Origin of the sequence: Paenibacillus sp. OK076 (assembly GCF_900110055.1) — a bacterium.
GTDB lineage: Bacteria > Bacillota > Bacilli > Paenibacillales > Paenibacillaceae > Paenibacillus.
The window spans coordinates 12,878-33,704 of the sequence record NZ_FOCH01000011.1; the positions used below are offsets into that span (position 1 = coordinate 12,878).

A 20,827-nucleotide genomic window follows, 5' to 3' on the forward strand; every position below is an offset into this window, starting at 1 on the left:
GTATTATCGTAACCCGTTTCCCAGGTAATCATCGTTAAAAAGAGCAATGGCAGAAATTCCCTGCATCTGCGAACTGCTCTTTCATGCGAAGACCGTGTGTAAACAACGTTGTTCTACAGCGTAGAATGGTGCAAACCTTCCGAGAGCCAACTACCGGGCCTGTCCCTAAATAGATATCATTGCATCGATCCATTTGTTGTTTTGGATATACAAAAATAGACCACGGATTGTTGGCCGGGAGCATGCGGAATTCAAATCATTTTGCAAAATTCTGCCTCTAAAAATACAAAAAAAGTACTCCCGCAGGACGGGGCACTTTTTATAAAAAACATAAATATTTTGTCGCTCATTCATAAGCCCATGCAATAGTTTACCCGTTACCCCGTCTGCTGTCAAGGCTGACTATGCGGGGAAAACGGGTAAACTATCGAGGTCAAAAATGACTGCTACTTATCGGAATCGTCGTCAAATTCACCCTCGTCTTCGGACTCTTCTTCATCGTCTTCATCGAGGTCTTCCTCTTCCAAATCGTCATCTTCAACCAGAACTTCTTCATCGCCATCTTCTTCGTCAAAGATGTCGTCTTCGTCATCATCATCGTCATCATCATCTTCGTCCTGATCATCGTCAGAATTATCGAAGTCTTCGTCGCTGTTGTAGCTGTCTTCCTCTTCCCCGAAGTCCTCATCTTCCAGATCATCGTCTTCATCGTTGATGATGCGCGGACGCTTCGCACCCGTCATCGTATCTTCCGATCCAGCTACCGGATACCAGCGCTTCAAGCCCCACAGACTTGTACCGACGCAAGCAAAACGGCCATCGATATTAATCTCGGTATATAGCTGGGCGATAAACTCGTTAATTTCTTCATCAGTCATTCCGCGCTGTTTAGCTACCTCATTCATCAAATCACGGTAGTAATACGGCGTATTGGCCGCTTTCAGCACCATAAAGGCGAGGTCCACCAAAGGAATCTCTCTGACCTTTTCTTTATCAATTTTCAAATTGAGCGAGGTACTCACTGACAGACACTTCCTCTCACACAAAATTCACTTTATATCCCTACGAACTGGAACGTTACGTATAACATATCCATTAACAAACCTAAGTAAAACCTATTTAGCCTCAAAAAGCAAGTTTTTATGTATGGATGTCTCATAATTCCAAGAAGCGACTTCAAACGAGCAATGTACAGACCCGTAAGAGACATCTAACTCGGGGACATATCGCCCTTTGTGCAAAAAAAACATCATCATATAAAAAAGACGGAGTCCCCTCCGCCTTCTGACTGTATACCCTTGAAGGATCGCTCCTCACCAGGGTCCCCGCAAGAGCCCTCTAGCCCTCCATCCATCATATGTCCCTGCGCCCGTTTTGACACGAAGAGAACGTGTTTTTTGTAAAAAAAGGGCAGGTTCCCCATGCGGCGGGATCAATGCATTCATAGAATACCTCAGCATGTTCATCCCGAAGGGGGCTGCCCATTATGGACTATACTGGTTTTCTACATCAATTGGTTGAAGGAATGCAACGTCCCGAACCAGAACAGGGGCGGCGGTACCTGATCCGGTTCGCCAAACCGAAGCAATATGAAGCCTGCCTCGTGGAACTGTCGCGGATGAGGAATGAATTTACGGATCTTGGTATGGTACGCTCTTCCCGGCTGGCCCGCTCCATTATCGCCCCGGTGCATGACCCAGAACAGTTATCTCGCTACAGCGATGAGATTACGGTAGAAGAAGATGTACCCATCTCCCTTCATGCCACCGCGCTTCACAGTAAACCGAGCAGTGCTCAGGGCATACCTTGGGGTGTCAAACAGATTCATGCTCCCAAAGTATGGTCCGTATCCACAGGACATCGGATTAAAATCGGCGTGATTGACACAGGTGCCGATTATCAACACCCGGATCTTCGCTATTCGCTGGCACGCGGAATCAATCTGTTAAACCGCAGTCTACTTCCTCATGATGATAACGGTCATGGCACTCATATTGCCGGAACCATTGCCGCAGCCAATAGTATGGCAGGTATGATTGGCGTTGCTCCTCGCTCCCTGATCTATCCGGTGAAGGCATTCGACCATAATGGTTCGGCCTTCGTGTCAGACATTGTGCTTGGCATCGACTGGTGTGTGCGCAATCGGGTCGATATTATCAATATGAGCTTTGGCATGAAAACGCGCAGCAAAGCATTGCTTGATGTTGTGAACCGTGCCTATCAGGCCGGGATTGTCATTGTTGCATCGTCAGGAAATGACGGCAAACGCCGCAGCATTGATTATCCGGCACGTTATCCTCAAACGATATCAGTTGGGGCAACCGACAAAAACCGGCGGATTGCCTCGTTCAGTAACCGAGGTGCTTACGTCGATGTATACGCGCCTGGGGACAAAATTGTCTCCTCCTGGGTGCAAGGCAAGCACCATGAGATGAGCGGCACCTCCATGGCGACATCCCACGTCAGTGGCGCCATAGCGCTCTTGCTTGCGAAGCACCCCGGCCTGTCGCCAGCCGAGATCAAAATGCTCGTGAAGCGCGCGACCGTTCCGCTGCGCCCACGCAAGACCTCCACCGCGAAGAGCAAAATACGCGGTGGCGAGATTGACGCCCTCAAGCTGATGCAGGAGGGCGGAGGGTAACCAGCGCTGCCTGCCGCAGGGAGCCGTTCCGTGAAGCATCACTAAGCGCAGCACTGCTGCGTGATGTGATGCTTCACGGTGGTTGCCCACGGCGGCAGGCAGCGCTGGCTCTGGGTGCCTCGGGGCCGTATGAACTCGGCCGCGGGCACAGCAAAAAGTCTCCATGTCCACGCTGCATTGCAGGCGTGGTGCATGGAGACTTTTTGCCAAAGCCACAGGCGGTTGTGCACCGCCAGGGCTTGAATTACATTTTGTCCGGTGCGGATACGCCCACCAGACGAAGCGCTGTTGCGATGACGGTGCGTACAGCACCGATCAGCGCCAGACGCGCCTGGGTTTGTCCCGCGTCTTCAGTAATGACGCGCTCTGCACGATAGTAACTGTGGAACAGGGATGCCAGTTCATATACATAACGAACAATACGATGCGGCGCATATCCCGTAGCAGCAGTTGCGATTTCTTCAGGCAGTTCACCCATTTTGCGAAGAAGGTCATATTCATGTTCCGTGGTCAGCTTCGAAAGGTCGATCTGTGCCAATGGCAACAGCTCAATGCCTTGTTCTTCTGCCTGACGGTATACGCTGCATACCCGAGCGTGAGCATATTGTACATAGAATACAGGGTTTTCATTGGACGTCGAAATCGCAAGGTCCATGTCGAAGTCCAGATGAGAATCCATGCTGCGCATAGTAAAGAAGTAACGAATGGCATCAATGCCTACTTCGTCCATCAGATCTTCCATCGTTACCGCCTTGCCTGTACGCTTGGACATCTTCACTTTCTCGCCATTCTGGAACAAGCTCACCATTTGTGCAATCAGCACGACCAATTTCTCAGGATCGTTGCCCAGTGCCTGCATGGCCGCTTTCATCCGTGGAATGTAGCCATGGTGGTCTGCTCCCCAGATGTTAATCATCGTGTCGTATCCACGGGCATATTTATCACGGTGATAAGCAATGTCCGGTGTAAGGTACGTGTACGTACCGTCATTTTTGATCAAAACACGCTCTTTATCGTCACCATACTGCATCGTTTTCAACCAAGTTGCTCCGTCTTGCTCATAGATTTCATTACGATCACGCAATTCGTCAAGCACACGCAACACTTCTCCGTTATCATACAGCGAAGTTTCGCTGAACCAGATGTCGAAATTGACGCGGAAGCGATTCAAGTCACGTTTGATCTTGTCCAGTTCTTTCTCCAAACCAAAGTCGCGGAAGTAAGCTGCACGGTCACCTGGATGCATGGACAGCAAAGAATCGCCTTTCTCAGCCACTAGCTCCTTGGCAAACCCTTTGATATCCTCACCGTGATAACCGTCTTCCGGCATCTCTGCGTCTTGGCCCAGTTCCTGCAAATAACGAGCTTCAATGGAACGAGCCAGATTAAATACCTGGTTACCCGCGTCATTAATGTAGTATTCGCGTGTTACATCATATCCCGCATAGTCGAGGATGTTGCAAAGCGCATCACCCACAGCCGCTCCACGCGCATGGCCCAGATGCAGACTGCCTGTCGGATTGGCACTGACAAACTCCATCTCGACCTTGCGCCCTTCACCAACATTGATTCTTCCATAATTCTCACCCTGCTCATGTACAAGCCCCAGCACAGGGTAGAGATAACTCTTGTCCAACTTAAAGTTAATGAATCCCGGTCCGGCAATTTCCGCTTTCTCGATTCCAGCTTCACTCAGGTTGAGATTGGCAATAATCTCTTCTGCGATCTGGCGTGGATTACGCTTGGCAATCTTGGTCAGCTGCATAGCGGCATTGGTTGCCAGATCGCCGTGTGTTTTCTCGCGTGGTACTTCAAGGGTGATGGTCGGCAGATCCTCCTGCGTAACAATGCCAGCAGCAACAATGGCATTGCCGATGGCTGTACTTACCCGTTCGTTAATCGTATCTAATGGATTACGTGTCATGAAATTGGTTCCTCCTGTATATGCAAACTAATCGCGAAATGTCCGGATTCTTCGTCAAAGCGGTAAAAGTCGTAGCTCCACGCTGCGCGTGCGCTCAATCCCTGAATGGAAAGTTCCAGCTCCTGTGTATGCGTGGACAAGGCAAACGACATATACGGCGAACGGTAAAAACCAGGAAGCTTGCGGTTTAACTCAAATGTTTGCTCCGATTCCACCTCGCCGTGACGTATAATCTTGATGGATTGTCCGCCCAGCTTCAATGTTGTTCGGGTAATACCGCCCTCGGGTCCAGCCTGTGGCTCTTCATAACGAACATAGAGCACAGATCCCTTCAACACGGCTTCACCCTGCATTTCCTGCAGTACATCTTCACCTTCATAACGGCTGTGCAGCCGGATCTGAACCGGTCGCATGTTCGACATGAATGTTAACCTCCATTATATTCGAGGCGACGCAAAATCAGGCACGGCCGGTGAGAACAGCCCTTCCTGTATTGTTGTGCCGCTATACGCGCTCATATTCCCGGATAGCTCGCTATCCTACACTCTACTGTATAACTATATCCAGTTCACCCGCTCAATTCAAATCCAAATTCAGAGTTCTTGCCCATCAACGCCAAAAAAAGCAGAGCCACACCTGTAAAGTGCAGCTCTGCCTTGCTTCATTAATAAAGAAATATATTCTGGATCAGGTCCATCGCGGCTCATATGGAAACGGACAGGTCGACTCTACCAGCTTGGCGCGAACCTGTACGAGACACCCACAGTAACGGCAGGTTGTACCGTATTGTAACCCTGGACAGTTATAGCAGGTAGATAAACGCCGCTCATATTCAGCATCCTCGACGGCTGGACGTGAACGTGAGGCAAGCTCCACGAGCCGGGCCATCTTGGCTTCACTAATCTTCACATCATATTGATCGTTACATCCCTTGCATGGTTCCCGTTTCCCAGCGCTTCTACTCTGCACGGATGAATCCATACTGATTATCCCTTTATAGCGACCACACCAACAGAGGCCGGAGGCAGTACAAAACGCAGTTTGTTATTTTCGAGTGTAATACCTTTCCATTCCGCCGGTTGAACCCGATCCGGCTGTTCAAATGTGTTGAATGCACTATAATCGGCATGATGCAGAATTCGTCCCGTTACAGCAGAAGCGTCCGTTGATTCAATCTGACAAACCACTTCAAGCTCATCCGTATGACTAAGGTTACACGCCGTCACATGAATAACGCCATCATTGCTGCGAGAAGCTGACATACTCAGTTGAGGGATGGTCTCTTCCCCGAAAGTGTATCCAGGGCTCTCGTAATTCAGTTCCAACCGCTGCGCGTCCATGTGCACCTGATACATATCAAATACATGATATGTAGGCGTAAGCAGCATCTTCTCTCCTTCTGTCAAAACCAACGCCTGGAGCACATTAACGATCTGGGCCAGATTAGCCATATGCACTCTTTTATTGTGTTGGTTGAAAATATTCAGATTGATCCCAGCAAGTACAGCATCACGCATCGTATTTTGTTGATACAGGAACCCTGGATTCGTACCTGGCTCAACGTTATACCACGTTCCCCACTCATCTACGATAATACCGACTCTGCCCTCAGGATCATATTTGTCCATAATCTCGGAGTGCTTCACAAGTAACTCTTCCATATATAGCGTCTTTTTCAATGTGGTGAACCATTCAGCTTCTCCAAAACCTGTAGCCTGACCTTTATCTGCCCACTCACCTGTTGGAATGGTGTAATAATGCAGGCTGATTCCATCCATAAATCGACCGGCCTCCCGCATTAACACCTCCATCCAGTGATAGTTGTTGTCATTGGGGCCGCAGGCAATTTTATAAATTTCATTCCCGGAATAATTGCGTACATATGTAGCATAACGACGGTACTCATCTGCGTAATATTCCGGACGCATATTACCGCCGCAACCCCAGTTCTCGTTCCCCACTCCAAAGTATTTCAGCTTCCATGGCTCTTCACGGCCGTTGCTCTTCCGCCAGTTCGCCATCGGTGATTCCCCATCAAACGTGATGTATTCCACCCATTCCTGCATCTCCTGCACCGTGCCGCTGCCCAGATTGCCACTGATATATGGCTGCGTATCAAGTAGCTCACATAATCTCAGGAATTCATGCGTGCCAAAATGATTGTTCTCTTCCACCCCGCCCCAGTGCGTATTAATCATCCGGGCGCGTTCACTTTTGGGACCTACGCCATCTTTCCAGTGATACTCATCGGCAAAACAACCGCCAGGCCAGCGAAGTACGGGAATACGCAGTTTTTGCAGCGCAGTAAGCACATCATTTCGAATACCTTCCGTATTGGGAATAGGTGAGTCCTCCCCCACCCAGATGCCTTCATAGATACAGCGTCCCAGATGTTCTGAGAAATGACCATATATATTGCGATTTATTAATCCTTGTTCCGAATCTGCCTTTAGAATAACATCAACCATAATTTCAACCTCCCAAATAGTATTGTTATCGCTTACAATAACGTGTTTCCGAACAGGATTCAACCGTTTTTATTTAAGCAAAAACAAGCCCTTTCCGGCTTTTTTTGTCCGGAAAAGACTTGTTTGTTTGCGCTGGCCTCATCAGGCCAAATAAGTTAAGATTTATACCCTTTTAGATTGAAATCGCCTTGAAATTATTCCATGGCATGACGCCATTTACTCGTTTTCAGCGGGCAATAACATTTTTTGCTTCCATGTTGTTCCACCATCTGTCGTCTCATAAATCGCAGGAGAATTGTCGCTGGTTACGACGAGCCAGCCTGTTTTGGCAGAAGGAAACGAAATGCGGGAGCTATAACCTGGATCTTTCAGGTCGATATTTTTCCACGTGGAACCTGCATCATATGAACGTCCAATCCCCACTTTGCCTGCTGCAGGTGATCCTGCGGAGAGATAGGCCGTCTGATTACCAATCAACGCCATGTTCCCTGGGTGACCCCCTGGGTCTGCGGGGCCTTTTCCATTCCCTGTGCTGCTTGCACCTGGGGCAGGGCCCCCACCTGCTGTGGATTGAGCAAAGACCTGTCTCCACTTCTTGCCCTCATTCCCGCTCGCGTAGAGAGAATATGACTGCTGGGACATTCCTGCGTCGCCATACAGAAGAGCCCATACCTGGTTACCGTTTGCGTATAAGTCTCCACCACTCCAGGTTGTTGATGCCACTTTCAACGATTGCGTCCAGTTCTTGCCGCCATTACTTGTCTGCATGATACGGTAACCCGAACCAGGAACCACTACAATAGCATAACCTTGCTTCTCAGTCGCAAACACAGCTCCGCGTGTATTGGCTGGTGTGGAGATTCGATTCCATGTTGCACCGCCATCCTTCGTCAAATAAGCTCCATTATAGGTGTATCCAAAGCCTTCGTTTTTATTGCGAAAATCAATTCGTTTAAATGGTATGCCCTTCGTATCCATCCGTGTCCAGTGCGCACCACCATCCGTTGAGCGGATGAGATACGTCGTTGGAGAATCCTTCACCTGTGCCAATGCAAATCCATTCACATTATTGGGGAAATCAAGTTGTGTGAACTGCCATTGCCCCGTATAGATGGACTGCCAAGTACAGCCTGAATTCGATGTGCCAATGAGGAATCCCTCACCAGCAGCCCGTCCGGTTGTATTGTTCAGAAAATCGATATCCGTAAATTGCAGTCGTTGGTCTTCCACACCACTGCCTTTTTTCAACGTAGCCGTTAATCCGTGATCTCCACTTCCACATGTGGGGGAGGATGCAGCGTTAGCGCCGGGTAGAGTATGTACCGGTCCCAATCCCCAAGCCAGTGTTACCGATAGTGCAATTGCGCCAATCCGTTTCCATGTCATTCTGCTCTTTGTTGTCATTGTGACACCTCCTTCTATGTTTTTACCCTATTTTGCAGGATTTAACGTAACAATTTGTTTATCGCGCGTGACATTATTGCAATAAAAAAACCACTCATACCCACATTTTGTTATCTCATGGGCACGAGTGGTTCATCATGAATCTCTACTAAGAGCTGATTTAAATGGGATATGCCTTAAAAGCAATGATCACAAAAGTGATACTTAAAACAAGGCAAAGGGCAAAATGCAATTTATTGTATTTAAGTGTCCTGATGCTAAAGGCAGCATATAGCATGGCGAGATTAGCTAGTATTAACGTTAAATTGATGAACATAGTCATTGTTAATATAAGATTGATGGTAAATATAATAAGTACCGCTACGAACCATTTGGGATACATACTCAACTGAGCCCGGATTGCATGCATAACATAACTCCTTTCCTCTATTTCCATATTATACATAAATATTAAGATAGAGTCATCCCAAATGCGTGTTTTCGCTTAACTCATGGGCGGAATTATATATACAACAAATGGTAGAGAGACGGGAACGTACGTGCTATAATCGGTGTTATGGACTTTGAATAACGGTGGATGTTTTCTTGATCACGGCGCAGCTTCCCGAAAGGGGGTGACGTCGATGGTCAATCTTGTGGCGTTGCTTGATGTAATCCGATGGATTGCTGCGATCCTCAGTCTAGTGCTGAGTATCCGTAAGCTTTACCGTTGGTTGCGCAAAAATTTTCGTAGCAAGCGAAAACCCACCTCATAAGGTTGACAGCCTGACGGTGGGTTTCGCTTGAATCGCAATATTTAATTCATGCACGCCGTGGCAGTTCACAGCCTTTCGGGGTCCTAAGAGTCTTTACCGTTGGTAGCGGTGAAGACTCTTTTTAGTATATGGTCGAACCCGATCACCATATACTTCACGAATGTAATATATCAATTAATATACTACTGATTACTGTTGTTGTCAGTATAACACAGTCCAGAAATGAGGTTCAACAAGTTAAGATCAGGAGACGATCATAAAAAAAGCCCTCTCCTACGCAGACTTCAACCTGACGCAGACAGAGGACGCTGTTTTTTTGCGATTACTTCACGAATCCAAGCAGCATTTCACGGATCATCTTCGCAGCCACAATTTGTGTCTGTTCTGTAGGATCGTAAATCGGCGCCACTTCCACCAGGTCACAACCGACCACATTTACATCTGATCCTGCGATCATGTGGATGGCTTCAAGCAGTTCCTTGGATGTAATGCCGCCCGCTTCTGCTGTTCCTGTACCCGGAGCTGCAGACGGATCAAGCACATCGATATCGATTGTAACATACACAGGACGGTTACCCATTTTCGGAAGAGCTTCCTTCATCGGAGCTGCCACTTCAAACGGATAGAAGTTGATGTTCTCCCGTCCGAATTGGAACTCTTCACGGGAGCCGGAACGAATTCCGAACTGATAAATATTTTTGCCGCCCATCAGTTCAGCTGCTTTACGCACTGGTGTGGAGTGAGACAATGGCTCGCCCTCATAGTTTTCACGAAGGTCGGCATGTGCATCAATATGAATCAGGATAAGGTCCGGATATTTTTTGTACATTTGCTGAATAACAGGCCAAGTGACGAGGTGTTCCCCGCCGAGACCAATCGGGAATTTGCCGTCAGCCAGCAGGCCACCGATATATTCTCCGATGACTTCGAGACTGCGTCCTGCGTTACCGAAAGGCAAAAGCAGATCCCCAGCGTCAAAGTAAGTCATGTCCACAATGCTTTTATCCAGGTAAGGGCTGTACTCTTCAAGTCCAACCGAAGCCTGACGGATATGGGAAGGACCGAAACGGGACCCTGGACGGAAGCTGACGGTGTAATCCATCGGCATACCATAAATGACCGCTTTGGAGTTCTCATAATCCTCTGAACTGCAAATAAACACGTTACCTGAATAAGCTTGATCCAATTTCATCTCATTATTCCTCCTTATTTCGTAAGGTCTTCCACGAATTTAGGAAGAACGAACGCCGCTTTGTGCAGACGTGGAGAGTAGTATTTCGTATCCATCTCTGGAATCTGCGTCTCGTCCACCTCAAGCGGATTATGTTTTTTGCTACCCATTGTAAAAGTCCACAGACCACTTGGGTACGTGGGAATATTACAGCCGTACACATGTACGATCGGGAAGATTTCTTTAACGTCTTTGTTTACCTTTTGGATCAGATCCGCTTTGAACCACGGGTTGTCCGTTTGAGCAACGAAGATCCCGTCCTCTTTCAGCGCTTCATAGATGCCTTGATAGAAACCGCGCTCAAACAGCGGAGCAGCCGGACCTACAGGCTCTGTAGAGTCAACGATGATTACATCGTATTCATTTTTATGCTCTATAATATGCATGTAGCCATCGTTCACCAGCACTTCGACGTTAGGCTCGTCCAACTTACCGGCGATTTCGGGCAGATACTTTTTGGAATATTCAATCACTTTTCCGTCGATTTCGACGAGAACTGCTTTTTCTACAGCAGCATGCTTAATGACTTCACGGATAACTCCGCCGTCACCGCCACCAACAACCAGCACCTTTTTCGGATTCGGGTGTGTGTTCAGCGCAGGGTGAGCCGCCATTTCGTGATAAACGAACTCGTCTTTTACCGTCGTCATGACCATGCCGTCAAGCAGCAACATATTGCCGAATTCTTCGGTCTCTACCATAGCCAGATCTTGAAAATCCGTCTTTTCGCTTACATAGGTCTGCTTAATCTTCGCGGTGATTCCGAATGCGGGGGTCTGTTTCTCCGTAAACCACAATTCCATAATCTCTACCTTCTTTCCGTAAAGTTTATATAGATTAAATTGACCAGAGCGTACATAGCGTCTGACTAATCAAAGAATCCAAGCACTGACAATGGGAACTGTTCGACTTTCCTTGCTTATGGTATGTTGTGCCGAACTGTACCTTTTCATTACCCTTTTGCATTATACGCGATTGACGTTTATACTGCAAAACGGTTTTTTTCTGCAAAAAAGCTATATTTTAAACGGTTAAACAGGCGGATTGAATATCCGTGTCACTGAATTCCCATACTGGAAAGAAAAGAAAGGAGCCCGTCCCATGACCCAATCAAGCCAAAAGACCCGCAAACGCGGGTTCCGTATATGGAAAGTCATCAAAAGCCTGACTCTGCTCGTTATTCTCGGCCTAATCGCCATGGCAGCAGCATTGGTCTATCTATACGCCACCAGCCTGCCACTGGCCGACTCCGATCGCAATTCCAGGCTGTTAGACAGCCAGGGCGAAGTCATTGCCACTTTCTCGGCAGGCGGCAAAGACTCGGTACCCGTGCAGTTGGGAGATATCTCACCTGATTTGGTCAACGCTACACTTGCTGTAGAGGACCGCAAGTTCTATGATCATGTCGGCTTCGACATCCGAGGAATGGGACGGGCTGTACTCGTCAACCTGGAACATATGCAGATGTCCCAGGGCGCAAGTACACTGACGCAACAGCTCGCGCGCAACTTGTATTTGTCCCATGAAAAGACATGGACCCGCAAAGCCAAGGAAGCGATGTACACGGCACAATTGGAGATGAAATACAGCAAGGATGAAATTCTGCAGATGTACCTCAATGAAATCTATTATGGTCATGGCGCCTACGGGATCGAAGCAGCCTCACGGATGTATTTTGGCAAATCCGCCAAACAGTTGACGCTTGCCGAAAGTGCCATGCTTGCAGGAATCCCAAAGGGGCCGACCTACTATTCTCCATATAATCATATGAAGAACGCGAAGGATCGTCAGAAGGTTGTATTGAATGCCATGGCTGACATCGGCAAAATTACGCAAGCGGAAGCAGATAAAGCCTATGAGGAAATGCTATCGTTCAAGCCGGAAAGTGAACGCAAAACCGTAGAAAGTGCACCCTATTTCCGCGATTATATCCGGAATCTGGCTATCAAGGAGCTGGGGATCAGCGAAGCGATGCTGGATCATGGAGGATTGAATATATACACCACGCTGGATCTGCGTGTACAAAAAGCGGCGGAAGACGCCGTAGCCAAAGGCATGGACGCCAAAAGCGAGCTCGAAACCGCTCTGGTATCGATCGATCCGCGTACCGGATATATCAAAGCGATGGTGGGAGGCAAAAATTACCGCACCAATCAGATTAACCATGTACTGGCGACTACACGTCAGCCGGGATCTGCTTTTAAACCCATTATGTATCTGGCTGCCCTGGAATCGAAACAGCTCACCAGTGCGTCCATGTTTAAAAGCGAGCCGACCCTGTTTCATTATGACAATGATCGCAAGACCTATAAGCCCGGTAACTTCGGTGATAAGTATTTAGGTGAGATTGATCTGAGACAGGCGATCGCCGCTTCGGACAATATCTACGCGGTAAATACGATTATGCAGATCGGACCTGAACAAGTGGTGAAAATGGCCAAAAATTTAGGGATTACGAGCAACATGAGCCCGGTACCTTCCCTTGCACTCGGCACCTCGCCTGTTAGTCCATTGGAGATGGCTTCAGCATTTTCCGCTATCGCAGCAGGTGGGCAAAGAACACCTCCTGTAGCCATTCTGCAAGTGACGGATGCCGCAGGGCGAGTCATCTATGAAGCACCTCAGACCAAGGCCGAGAGGGTGGTTGAACCCGCTGCTGCTTATGTATTAACACGGTTGATGGAAAGTGTGTTCGAAAATGGAGGTACGGGTAATCGGGTATCTGCAACGATTAAACGGCCTGTCGCCGGCAAAACAGGGACGACCAATACGGATGCTTGGCTAGTCGGCTTCACCCCAGAGCTCTCAACGGCTGTCTGGGTCGGTTATGATCAAGGCAAAGCCATTTCCACATCCGACGGGCGTCGTGCGGCACCTATGTTTGCCCAATTCACGGAACAGGCCCTCGCCAGTGTTCCACCGAAGATTTTTACCGTACCGGATAATGTCGTCAGTGTATATATCGATCCCGAATCCGGTAAACTCGCTGGCAATGGCTGCGCCGAGAAACGGCTGGAAGTTTTTATTGATGGCACGGAACCGACCGAGGTCTGTCGCAGCGCTTCGGACGATTCGGGTTCAGAGAAGGATAAAGACATTCGCGAGGTGCAAAACCAGCAGGGAATACAGGAAGAGAAGCATTCATGGTGGAAGGATTTCAAACGCTGGTGGGTGGAATGACCGAAGTGACGTAAATACGTAATGACGTAATTGCGTCAGTGTCCGTAAAATTTAATTTTAGCATAGAAGCAAAAGCCCCGAACCGATCATCTCGGTCACGGGGCTTTTGGTTCTTCTTTTTTGAACAACTTGAACATTCATGAATTAGGCGAGCGCTTCTTTCAATTCATCTGGAGAAGCGTTCCACCATTCTTCGTTATGCGTAGTCAGCAGCGTCTTGAGTGCCGCGCGATCCTCAGGTCCAAGATCATCGAGCATGAACCGGCGCTTCATGGCATAATCCATGCGATTCACATGATCGGCCAGCAGTTTCCATCCACGACGCGCTTCTGTATCAATCCACATCTCACACGCAGTTGCTCCGCCATAGAACTGTCCCTGTTCATTACGGTCCACAGCTACCCATACCAGCCATACCTGGCGCCCATTGGGTACGTCCTCACGGTTGGTCGAGAACTTGATGTTACGCTCTACCTTGCTCTTGGCATGCATCGCGCCAATATCGATCTTGGCTTCTCCGTTATCAATAATAACTGGAGACAGGTTGTTCAGATCAATGGAACCTGCACCGAAGCCTTTGTGTTTGCTCTTTGCACTAACGATATTCAAGGCAATCTGTTTTTTGCCGTTTTGCTCGTTTTGGTCCATGTTTATAGCCTCCAAGGGTTGATACAAATATTTTAACTAATAATCGCCCCAATGCAAACATATACATGCTGTAGATGCTTGTCAACGGGAGGTATTTAACGATGATTCCACGACGCGCCAAGAGCTGGCTCACCGCAATTATAGCCCTGTGTGTAGTTGCCGGGGGGATATGGCTTGGTCTGGGTTCCACACGCTCCATTCATTCTGACTTGCCTGTGCTCGCCCCGGAATCGGGCAAGCCTACGGCACCCGTCAAAACCCAAACATCTCCGGAAAGTATACAGACACCTACCGCTGAAGTGTTCAGCAACCGCGTAGTGGAATATCACATGGATGTGAAGCTGGTAGACGGGAATGTACTGCGAGGAACTCAGACGATAACCTGGACACATCCAGGTAAGAAAACCGTCAGTGAGCTTTATTTTCACATGTATCCCAATGCCTTCTCTTCTGCTGACACCACTTTTATGCAAGAATCCGGGGGAAAGCTTCGCGGTGATGTCATGCCCACGAACGGTTATGGTTCCATGCAGATCAAAGAAATGAAAACAGAGGACGGGCTTTCTCTCATGCATCGGATGCAGTATGTGCAACCGGATGATGGAAACATGAAAGATACTACTCTCATTAAGGTACGGCTGCCCAAACCCGTTAAAGGCGGTGAAAGCATCACGCTTCACACCCAATTTGAGGTCAAGCTACCGCAAATTTTTGCCCGCATGGGAACGGCAGATCATTTCGTTATGGCTGGTCAGTGGTTCCCTAAACTTAGCGTATATGAGCCAGTAGGCACACGAGGTCGAACGAACGAAGGCTGGAATCTGCATCAGTATCACGGTAATTCAGAGTTTTACGCCGATTTCGGTATCTATAGTGTGCGTATTCGGGTACCGGAAACATACAAAGTAGCTGCTACTGGATTCCCAACCCAGCAAGCGGTTGTGAAGAACGGCGAAAAAATATATCAGTTCTATGCCGATGATGTGCATGATTTTGCCTGGTCAGCCTCTCCTGATTTTGTTTATGCGGAAGAACCCTTCTCTGCTCCCAATGTGCCAGGTGTTCGAATCAAGCTGTATCTCGACCCTGCTCATGAGGATCTGAAGGAACGTTATTTCTACGCCGCCAAAGCGGCGCTATCCAACTATAGCAAGTGGTTTGGCCCTTATCCGTATTCCACATTGTCCATTGTTGTCCCGCCCAAATCGGGGAACGGCGCAGGAGGAATGGAATACCCTACCTTGGTCACCGCCTTCGGTGCGGACGATTCTACACCTGGTTACGATCTGGAACGCACGGTTGTGCATGAGATTGGGCATCAGTATTTTTACGGCATGGTTGCGAGTAATGAATTCGAAGAGGCTTGGCTGGACGAAGGATTCACCTCCTATGCAGAAGACAAAGTGATGGAACAGGAATACGGACTTATCCCGAATCTGCCTGTACAATCAGGTCTCATTACTTCTCCGGCTCCACTGACACAGAACTCCTGGAAGTTTGATTCCCAGAATCAATATGCAGCGAACGTATACACACGAGGCAAGCTTGTTTTACTCGGAATAGAACAACAGGTTGGTGCCAAAACGATGGAGCGTATTCTCTCGACCTATGTAAAGAAATACCGTTTCAAACACCCTACTTCGTCTGATTTTCAAAAGGTCGTGGAGCAAGTGACCCGTACATCCTGGACCGATTATTTTAATCAATATGTATATGGAGATGGCATGGCTGACTTTGCAGTGGAGAAGATCACCATCAATCCTATCCTGAAAGACGGTCAAACGTTGTACGAGTCGTCTGTAACAGTCCAGAAAAAAGGCAGTGAATATAAGAAGGTGCCTGTTCGAATTATGTTCGAAGACGGGAAAACCATGACGAAAGAATGGGATGGCAGCGAGGAGCGCATTACCTACAAACTGACCTATACTTCCCCTGTTTCCTGGGCTATGACTGATCCGCTGTACACCATTGTGCTGGAGAACCATCATATGAACAATTTTCTGAAAGCCGGACTGGATGAGCCAACCAAATCCCGCTGGAGCATGAGTGCAACCAAACTTATAGAAGCCATATTCGGAAGTCTGTCATGGTGAGGTGGATACAGTGAAAGCGAAAATACGTGAAGGCTGGTTTCTCGTCCGTCAGCATATGTTCATTGCAGCACTTTTATTTCTCTATCAATTAGTATGGGGATACTTTCTTTATCGAATGGTTCAGTCAGCTGTGGTCCCGCTGCTCCTGCGTTATCCTGACCCTGATGCAGGGGAACTCAGTACAATTTTATTCAAAATGGAGAGCCAACTCGGCCTGACAACGAATCCGGAGGTCCATCGCTATTTATGGATTTTAGGGGCTATGCTGCTGCTACGGATGCTGATTAGCCCCCTCATTCAGGCAGGGCTGCTCTACTCGCTCCAGCATTATAATCATTCGGAAGAGCGCATTCCATTCATTCGTGGCATCAAAAATTTGTGGAAACCGATGCTGTTGCTTTACACCATTCGTACCCTTTTGCTGCTGCTGCCTGCTTATTGGCTCGCACCAAAGCTCTATTCTATCTTTATGGAAGGTTTTCATTCCCTCCATCTGCTCTTGCCTGGTATTCCCTATGTTGCTGGTTGGATTGTATACGGGTGGGTTATCCATCATATCCTGCTCTACATGCAGTTTGGTATCTCAGCTCCTGATGGGGAAGGCGGAGCGCGTGGTACGTTTCAAGCTCTATGGATTGCACTACGCCAGGTCATCACTCTGATCGGCATCGCTGTCATGCTGGGCGGCCTTCATCTGCTGGTCTTTGGTGCCTTTACTTCAGCTTCATGGTTACTAACGGGTTTAACTGGTCTTATACTACAACAGACGTATCCACTTGCCCGGTGCTTGCTAAGCCTATGGAAAATATGCGCCCATTTCCGGTTATGGCAGTCCAATTCGATCAAGGATTAACGTGCACGGTTAAAAATGGTTACCATCTCTATGTAAAGTTGTTTTCATCAAAAGCCTTTAAACAAGCAAACCTCGACCTTTCCCCGTCAAAGGTCGAGGTTTTTTTTGCTAATTTTGTTGTTAAACGTTGCCAAAGTGATATACCTCTGTTACAATAATCGCAGTGAGTTTTTAGTAACAACTTTGTAATCTTTACCTTCATATTTGTAACTACTTAAAATTTAATCGTCATTTCTTGATTTCGCAGGTGCATAACTAGCATAGCCAAATTCCTAGCACCTGGGAAGCGGGGGAACCAGTTATGGGTGAATTGATCTTGCAACAGAGGGATCATAGGGGACCTTCAACCGAATCCTTAAGCTAACCTCGCAGGCATTGGAAGGGGTATATCTCTTGTTTAAAAAGAAATTAACCGCAGCTGTACTTAGCCTCACATTTGCATTATCGCTTGGAGCAGGCAGCGCATTCGCAGATTCAAAAATGGACCAAGTCATTGATTCAGCAATGGGAACTACATACAAAAGCGGAGGAACAACGCTTAACGGCTTTGACTGCTCTGGGTTCACAAGTTATGTATTCGACAAGCTGGGTATTGATCTGGCTCGCCAATCGAGTTCACAATTCGACATGGGTGATTCGGTATCCCGTATGGAAATGAGACCAGGTGATCTGGTATTCTTCAATACAACGGGTAAAGGGGTCTCGCACGTAGGGATCTTTGTAGGGGATGGAAAGTTTGCACACTCCTCTTCTTCCAAAGGAGTTACCATCAGCGAATTAAGTGAAAGCTACTGGGCTAACCGCTATGTTGGCGCTAAACGCATTATGAGCACGGATGCATATGAGACATTGGCCATCGACTAGGGACAAGCTGAGCAACGTCATGCTGGAACAATAAAACTACTGTAACGAAGCATAATAGAACCGTCTGGTACATTCTCCGCAGGAATGGATCCGGCGGTTTTTTTGTGCTTCGTTTCCTTCAAAGCATTCGGGATAGCGATCAAACCTAAGTTTAAGTTTTTTAGAGCTATTTTCATTGCTTCGTCCGTGCTCTTATCATGTTTTTACCCATCCTACTATAATATAAACGAAATTACCGGAACTTTTGTTTCACTTTTTTTTCTAAAACGAGGACTTGCCAAATGAACGCCTCTTTTGTAGAGTGAAAACAAGCTTAGATATGGAATGACATATGGATATAGATATAGATATGGACAAATCAAAATCATTATCGCTTGTTCACAATGAGAGGAGCGTGCAGTTTTGTATGGATGAAGCCCCTGTGACGTTTCACGTTGTGCCCATGCAAGAAGAACATGCGGAGCTCATCTGCGATTGGCAGTATGACCCGCCTTATAATATTTATAGCTGGCTGCCCTGGGAGCAAATGAAAGCACTTGAAGTAGAATTCGGCGATCCCCAGCTACGGAAGGAACAATATGCGGTGGTGCTGGGAGAGGATGAGCAGATTTGCGGTTTCGCTCAATACTTCCCGCTTGAAGGTGTCACCCGCATTGGGCTTGGCATGCACCCCGATCGATGTGGCCATGGGCAAGGGAAGGCTTTTGTCTTGGCCATTGTGCAGGAAGCCATTCGCCGGAACCCTGCAAACGAAATTGATCTGGAAGTTCTGACCTGGAATGACCGGGCCATTCGCGTCTATCTCAAAGCCGGATTTGTTACGAAGGATACATACGAACGACAGACACCGAGCGGTTTGAAACCTTTTTACTGTATGGTCTATGAAGGTCCACGCGAATAAATAGTGCATAAAATCACCCTAAAAAGTCCCCGGTTATGTGATTAGTTCAAAAAATTACCACAAAATGCTATGATGTCACTACAGGTTCCGTTATAATGATATGGATAGTTTCAAGTTAGATGATCTTTCATTCTGGAGGGGACATAAGGGATGCACAAATGGATCATGAGCGGGGTATTTTTTGCAGCGTGCGCTTTAGCTATTGTACTAATGTTTACGCTTCCAGGGAAAGAGGAAGTTGCAGAAGAAGCGAAACCGACGATGCCACAAGTTACAATGGATGCAGGACAGGCTGAGGCACTGGTCAAAGCAAACTGTATTACCTGCCACGGTGATCAGCTTCAAGGGGGTATGGGCCCTAGTCTGCAGAAGATTGGTAGCCAGGACGATGTGGAGAAGATTTATACCACGATTGTCAAAGGTAAAAGCGGCGGTATGCCTTCGTTCAAAGACAAGCTGAAGGATGAAGAAATCGCGAATATTGCGATGTGGCTGGCGGAGAAGAAGTAAGGCTAGAAGACTAAGGCAGCGAATCATAGGATTCAGATTACACGCGTGTTAAAGCGAGGGACCCCAACCGTCCTTTCGCTCTCACGCATGCTCCAAGCCATCATCGCTCTGGATGCACCACGTAGTCGATCGTATTCCAGTGGTCGCTGAATTGATCAACTGTTCATAAGAAGAAGAGGCTCTTATTCCCCCTGTCGGGAGAGTAAGAGCCTCTTGGTCATATTCATGTGTTCAATGCGTAGGATGCTCCAGTAAGAAACATACGAGCCATGGCTATCCGGCTGCATAAGCGATCCCGATACAGCTGTCTATGACTCGTTCTAAGCAAAGCATCATACTTTACGGCGTCTTTGCCTGCTGCTCAGCCAGGAAAGCCTCCACTTCACGTGCGAACGGCATCCCGGACTGGGCGCCGAGCTTCGTCACGGACAGCGCAGCCGCGCCCATGGCGAAGCCAACTGCTGCGTCCAGCGTCTCTCCGCGCGCAAGGGCTACCGCCAGCGCGCCGTTGAAGCAATCGCCAGCGCCGGTCGTATCGACGGCGCTTACGGCGTAGCCGCGCGCACGGCACGCGCCGGCACGCCCTGCCTGTACGCGGCCGCCAGGCGCCGCCGCGTATACAGCCCCCTCGGGGCCGAGCGTCGTGACGACAGCGGCCCCGAGGGATGCGGCGAGTTCTACGACCGCCGCATCCACGTCTTCCGGCCGGAGATCATCCCGGCCGGTGAGCAGGGCGAGCTCGCTGCGGTTCGGCGTGACGACGTCGACGCACCGCAGGAGCTCCTGGGGCAGACCCGGCACGGCAGGCGCCGGGTTGAGCACCACCAATGCGCTGCCTTCAGCCGCCAGTTGGGCGGCGCGGGTGACCGCAGGCAGCGGGATCTCCAGCTGCAGCAGCACCGCTGCGGCTGCAGTCAGGCTTTTTACCGTATCCGCCTCTTCCAGCATCGCAGGCACAACCTGACCATTCGCTCCGGGAATGACAATAATCCGGTTATCTCCTTTGGAGAGCCAGATGGAGGCCGTACCCGTAACGGTATCATCCAGAATGCGAATCTGCGAGGCATCCGCCCCGCTTTCCGTCAGGCTGTGCAGTAGACGTTCACCAAACCCATCCGAACCTACCGCACCAATCATCGTTGTCTGTCCGCCCAGTCGTGCAGCAGCAACCGCCTGATTGGCGCCTTTGCCCCCGGCCAAATAGTGCAGTTCCTCCCCGCTCACCGTCTCGCCTTCCTCAGGGATGATATCCGTCTTCACCACCAGATCCATATTGAGGCTGCCTACAACAGCAATAAGAGGTTTGTTCTGAATATCGTCTGACATGTATGCTTCACTCATTTCTGGTAGTGCGA

General features: G+C 48.5%; 17 protein-coding genes and 1 riboswitch. Of the genes, 7 read left to right on the forward strand and 10 right to left on the reverse strand.

What is annotated here, in order from left to right; all coding sequences use genetic code 11:
- Positions 1-446 precede the first annotated feature (446 nt).
- Positions 447-1,022 (reverse strand): DNA-directed RNA polymerase subunit delta, encoded by a 576-nt coding sequence (gene rpoE, locus BMY78_RS31650; protein ID WP_076292187.1) that lies wholly within the window; start codon positions 1,020-1,022, stop codon positions 447-449.
- Between the two features lie 464 nt (positions 1,023-1,486).
- Between rpoE and BMY78_RS31655 the strand changes: the two genes are divergently transcribed.
- Positions 1,487-2,641 (forward strand): S8 family peptidase, encoded by a 1,155-nt coding sequence (locus BMY78_RS31655; protein ID WP_090905328.1) that lies wholly within the window; start codon positions 1,487-1,489, stop codon positions 2,639-2,641.
- A gap of 244 nt (positions 2,642-2,885) precedes the next feature.
- Here BMY78_RS31655 and argS read toward each other — a convergent pair whose 3' ends face one another.
- The 7 genes from argS to speE all read right to left on the reverse strand — a co-directional run bounded on the left by argS (position 2,886) and on the right by speE (position 11,226).
- A complete protein-coding gene (gene argS / locus BMY78_RS31660) occupies positions 2,886-4,565 on the reverse strand; it encodes an arginine--tRNA ligase (protein WP_090905331.1) in 1,680 nt (559 codons plus the stop codon).
- Entirely contained in the window at positions 4,562-4,987 is a 426-nt protein-coding gene (locus BMY78_RS31665; protein ID WP_063567645.1) for a YwiB family protein, read from the reverse strand. Before BMY78_RS31665 ends, argS begins: the two co-directional genes overlap by 4 nt.
- Before the next feature lie 265 nt (positions 4,988-5,252).
- Complete coding sequence (locus BMY78_RS31670) at positions 5,253-5,546, reverse strand: DUF6171 family protein (protein ID WP_090905333.1); 294 nt, start codon at positions 5,544-5,546, stop codon at positions 5,253-5,255.
- A 5-nt stretch (positions 5,547-5,551) separates the two neighbouring features.
- A complete protein-coding gene (locus BMY78_RS31675) occupies positions 5,552-7,033 on the reverse strand; it encodes an alpha-N-arabinofuranosidase (RefSeq protein ID WP_090905335.1) in 1,482 nt (493 codons plus the stop codon).
- 216 nt (positions 7,034-7,249) lie between these two features.
- Positions 7,250-8,437 (reverse strand): WD40/YVTN/BNR-like repeat-containing protein, encoded by a 1,188-nt coding sequence (locus BMY78_RS31680; protein ID WP_090905337.1) that lies wholly within the window; start codon positions 8,435-8,437, stop codon positions 7,250-7,252.
- A gap of 1,077 nt (positions 8,438-9,514) precedes the next feature.
- Positions 9,515-10,384: an agmatinase gene (gene speB / locus BMY78_RS31690; RefSeq protein WP_062329643.1), complete on the reverse strand. Its 870-nt coding sequence runs from the start codon at positions 10,382-10,384 to the stop codon at positions 9,515-9,517.
- 14 nt (positions 10,385-10,398) lie between these two features.
- Positions 10,399-11,226, reverse strand: coding sequence for a polyamine aminopropyltransferase (speE, locus tag BMY78_RS31695; protein ID WP_090905341.1), 828 nt, complete (start codon positions 11,224-11,226; stop codon positions 10,399-10,401).
- A 298-nt stretch (positions 11,227-11,524) separates the two neighbouring features.
- Between speE and BMY78_RS31700 the strand changes: the two genes are divergently transcribed.
- Positions 11,525-13,603, forward strand: a complete 2,079-nt coding sequence (locus BMY78_RS31700; RefSeq protein ID WP_090905343.1) for a transglycosylase domain-containing protein — start codon at positions 11,525-11,527, stop codon at positions 13,601-13,603.
- Between the two features lie 144 nt (positions 13,604-13,747).
- Here BMY78_RS31700 and BMY78_RS31705 read toward each other — a convergent pair whose 3' ends face one another.
- The gene (locus BMY78_RS31705; protein WP_090905344.1) at positions 13,748-14,251 is read right to left on the reverse strand and encodes a YwhD family protein; all 504 of its coding nucleotides are present in this window, start codon (positions 14,249-14,251) and stop codon (positions 13,748-13,750) included.
- Positions 14,252-14,352: 101 nt separating this feature from the next.
- Here BMY78_RS31705 and BMY78_RS31710 point away from each other — a divergent pair, with 101 nt between their 5' ends.
- From BMY78_RS31710 to BMY78_RS31730, 5 genes are all read left to right on the forward strand, one after another.
- Positions 14,353-16,344, forward strand: coding sequence for a M1 family metallopeptidase (locus tag BMY78_RS31710; protein ID WP_090905346.1), 1,992 nt, complete (start codon positions 14,353-14,355; stop codon positions 16,342-16,344).
- A gap of 10 nt (positions 16,345-16,354) precedes the next feature.
- A complete protein-coding gene (locus tag BMY78_RS31715) occupies positions 16,355-17,197 on the forward strand; it encodes a hypothetical protein (RefSeq protein WP_090905348.1) in 843 nt (280 codons plus the stop codon).
- 252 nt (positions 17,198-17,449) lie between these two features.
- A riboswitch (cyclic di-AMP (ydaO/yuaA leader) is annotated at positions 17,450-17,587 on the forward strand.
- 3 nt (positions 17,588-17,590) lie between these two features.
- The gene (locus BMY78_RS31720) at positions 17,591-18,061 is read left to right on the forward strand and encodes a C40 family peptidase (protein WP_062329631.1); all 471 of its coding nucleotides are present in this window, start codon (positions 17,591-17,593) and stop codon (positions 18,059-18,061) included.
- A 406-nt stretch (positions 18,062-18,467) separates the two neighbouring features.
- Positions 18,468-18,962 carry a GNAT family N-acetyltransferase gene (locus BMY78_RS31725; protein ID WP_090905350.1) on the forward strand — a complete coding sequence of 165 codons (495 nt, stop codon included), beginning with the start codon at positions 18,468-18,470 and terminating at the stop codon, positions 18,960-18,962.
- 150 nt (positions 18,963-19,112) lie between these two features.
- A complete protein-coding gene (locus BMY78_RS31730; RefSeq protein ID WP_063567633.1) occupies positions 19,113-19,472 on the forward strand; it encodes a c-type cytochrome in 360 nt (119 codons plus the stop codon).
- Positions 19,473-19,811: 339 nt separating this feature from the next.
- Here BMY78_RS31730 and rbsK read toward each other — a convergent pair whose 3' ends face one another.
- Complete coding sequence (rbsK, locus tag BMY78_RS31735; protein ID WP_090905352.1) at positions 19,812-20,798, reverse strand: ribokinase; 987 nt, start codon at positions 20,796-20,798, stop codon at positions 19,812-19,814.
- Between the last annotated feature and the right edge of the window lie 29 nt (positions 20,799-20,827).

Coding starts and splice junctions, on each gene's coding strand:
- BMY78_RS31725 (WP_090905350.1), top strand. CDS start 18,468: ATGGATGAAGCCCCTGTGACGTTTCACGTTGTGCCCATGCAAGAAGAA.
- BMY78_RS31700 (WP_090905343.1), top strand. CDS start 11,525: ATGACCCAATCAAGCCAAAAGACCCGCAAACGCGGGTTCCGTATATGG.
- BMY78_RS31710 (WP_090905346.1), top strand. CDS start 14,353: ATGATTCCACGACGCGCCAAGAGCTGGCTCACCGCAATTATAGCCCTG.
- BMY78_RS31665 (WP_063567645.1), bottom strand. CDS start 4,987: ATGTCGAACATGCGACCGGTTCAGATCCGGCTGCACAGCCGTTATGAA.
- argS (WP_090905331.1), bottom strand. CDS start 4,565: ATGACACGTAATCCATTAGATACGATTAACGAACGGGTAAGTACAGCC.
- BMY78_RS31655 (WP_090905328.1), top strand. CDS start 1,487: ATGGACTATACTGGTTTTCTACATCAATTGGTTGAAGGAATGCAACGT.
- BMY78_RS31670 (WP_090905333.1), bottom strand. CDS start 5,546: ATGGATTCATCCGTGCAGAGTAGAAGCGCTGGGAAACGGGAACCATGC.
- speB (WP_062329643.1), bottom strand. CDS start 10,384: ATGAAATTGGATCAAGCTTATTCAGGTAACGTGTTTATTTGCAGTTCA.
- BMY78_RS31705 (WP_090905344.1), bottom strand. CDS start 14,251: ATGGACCAAAACGAGCAAAACGGCAAAAAACAGATTGCCTTGAATATC.
- BMY78_RS31680 (WP_090905337.1), bottom strand. CDS start 8,437: ATGACAACAAAGAGCAGAATGACATGGAAACGGATTGGCGCAATTGCA.
- BMY78_RS31730 (WP_063567633.1), top strand. CDS start 19,113: ATGCACAAATGGATCATGAGCGGGGTATTTTTTGCAGCGTGCGCTTTA.
- speE (WP_090905341.1), bottom strand. CDS start 11,226: ATGGAATTGTGGTTTACGGAGAAACAGACCCCCGCATTCGGAATCACC.
- rbsK (WP_090905352.1), bottom strand. CDS start 20,798: ATGTCAGACGATATTCAGAACAAACCTCTTATTGCTGTTGTAGGCAGC.
- BMY78_RS31675 (WP_090905335.1), bottom strand. CDS start 7,033: ATGGTTGATGTTATTCTAAAGGCAGATTCGGAACAAGGATTAATAAAT.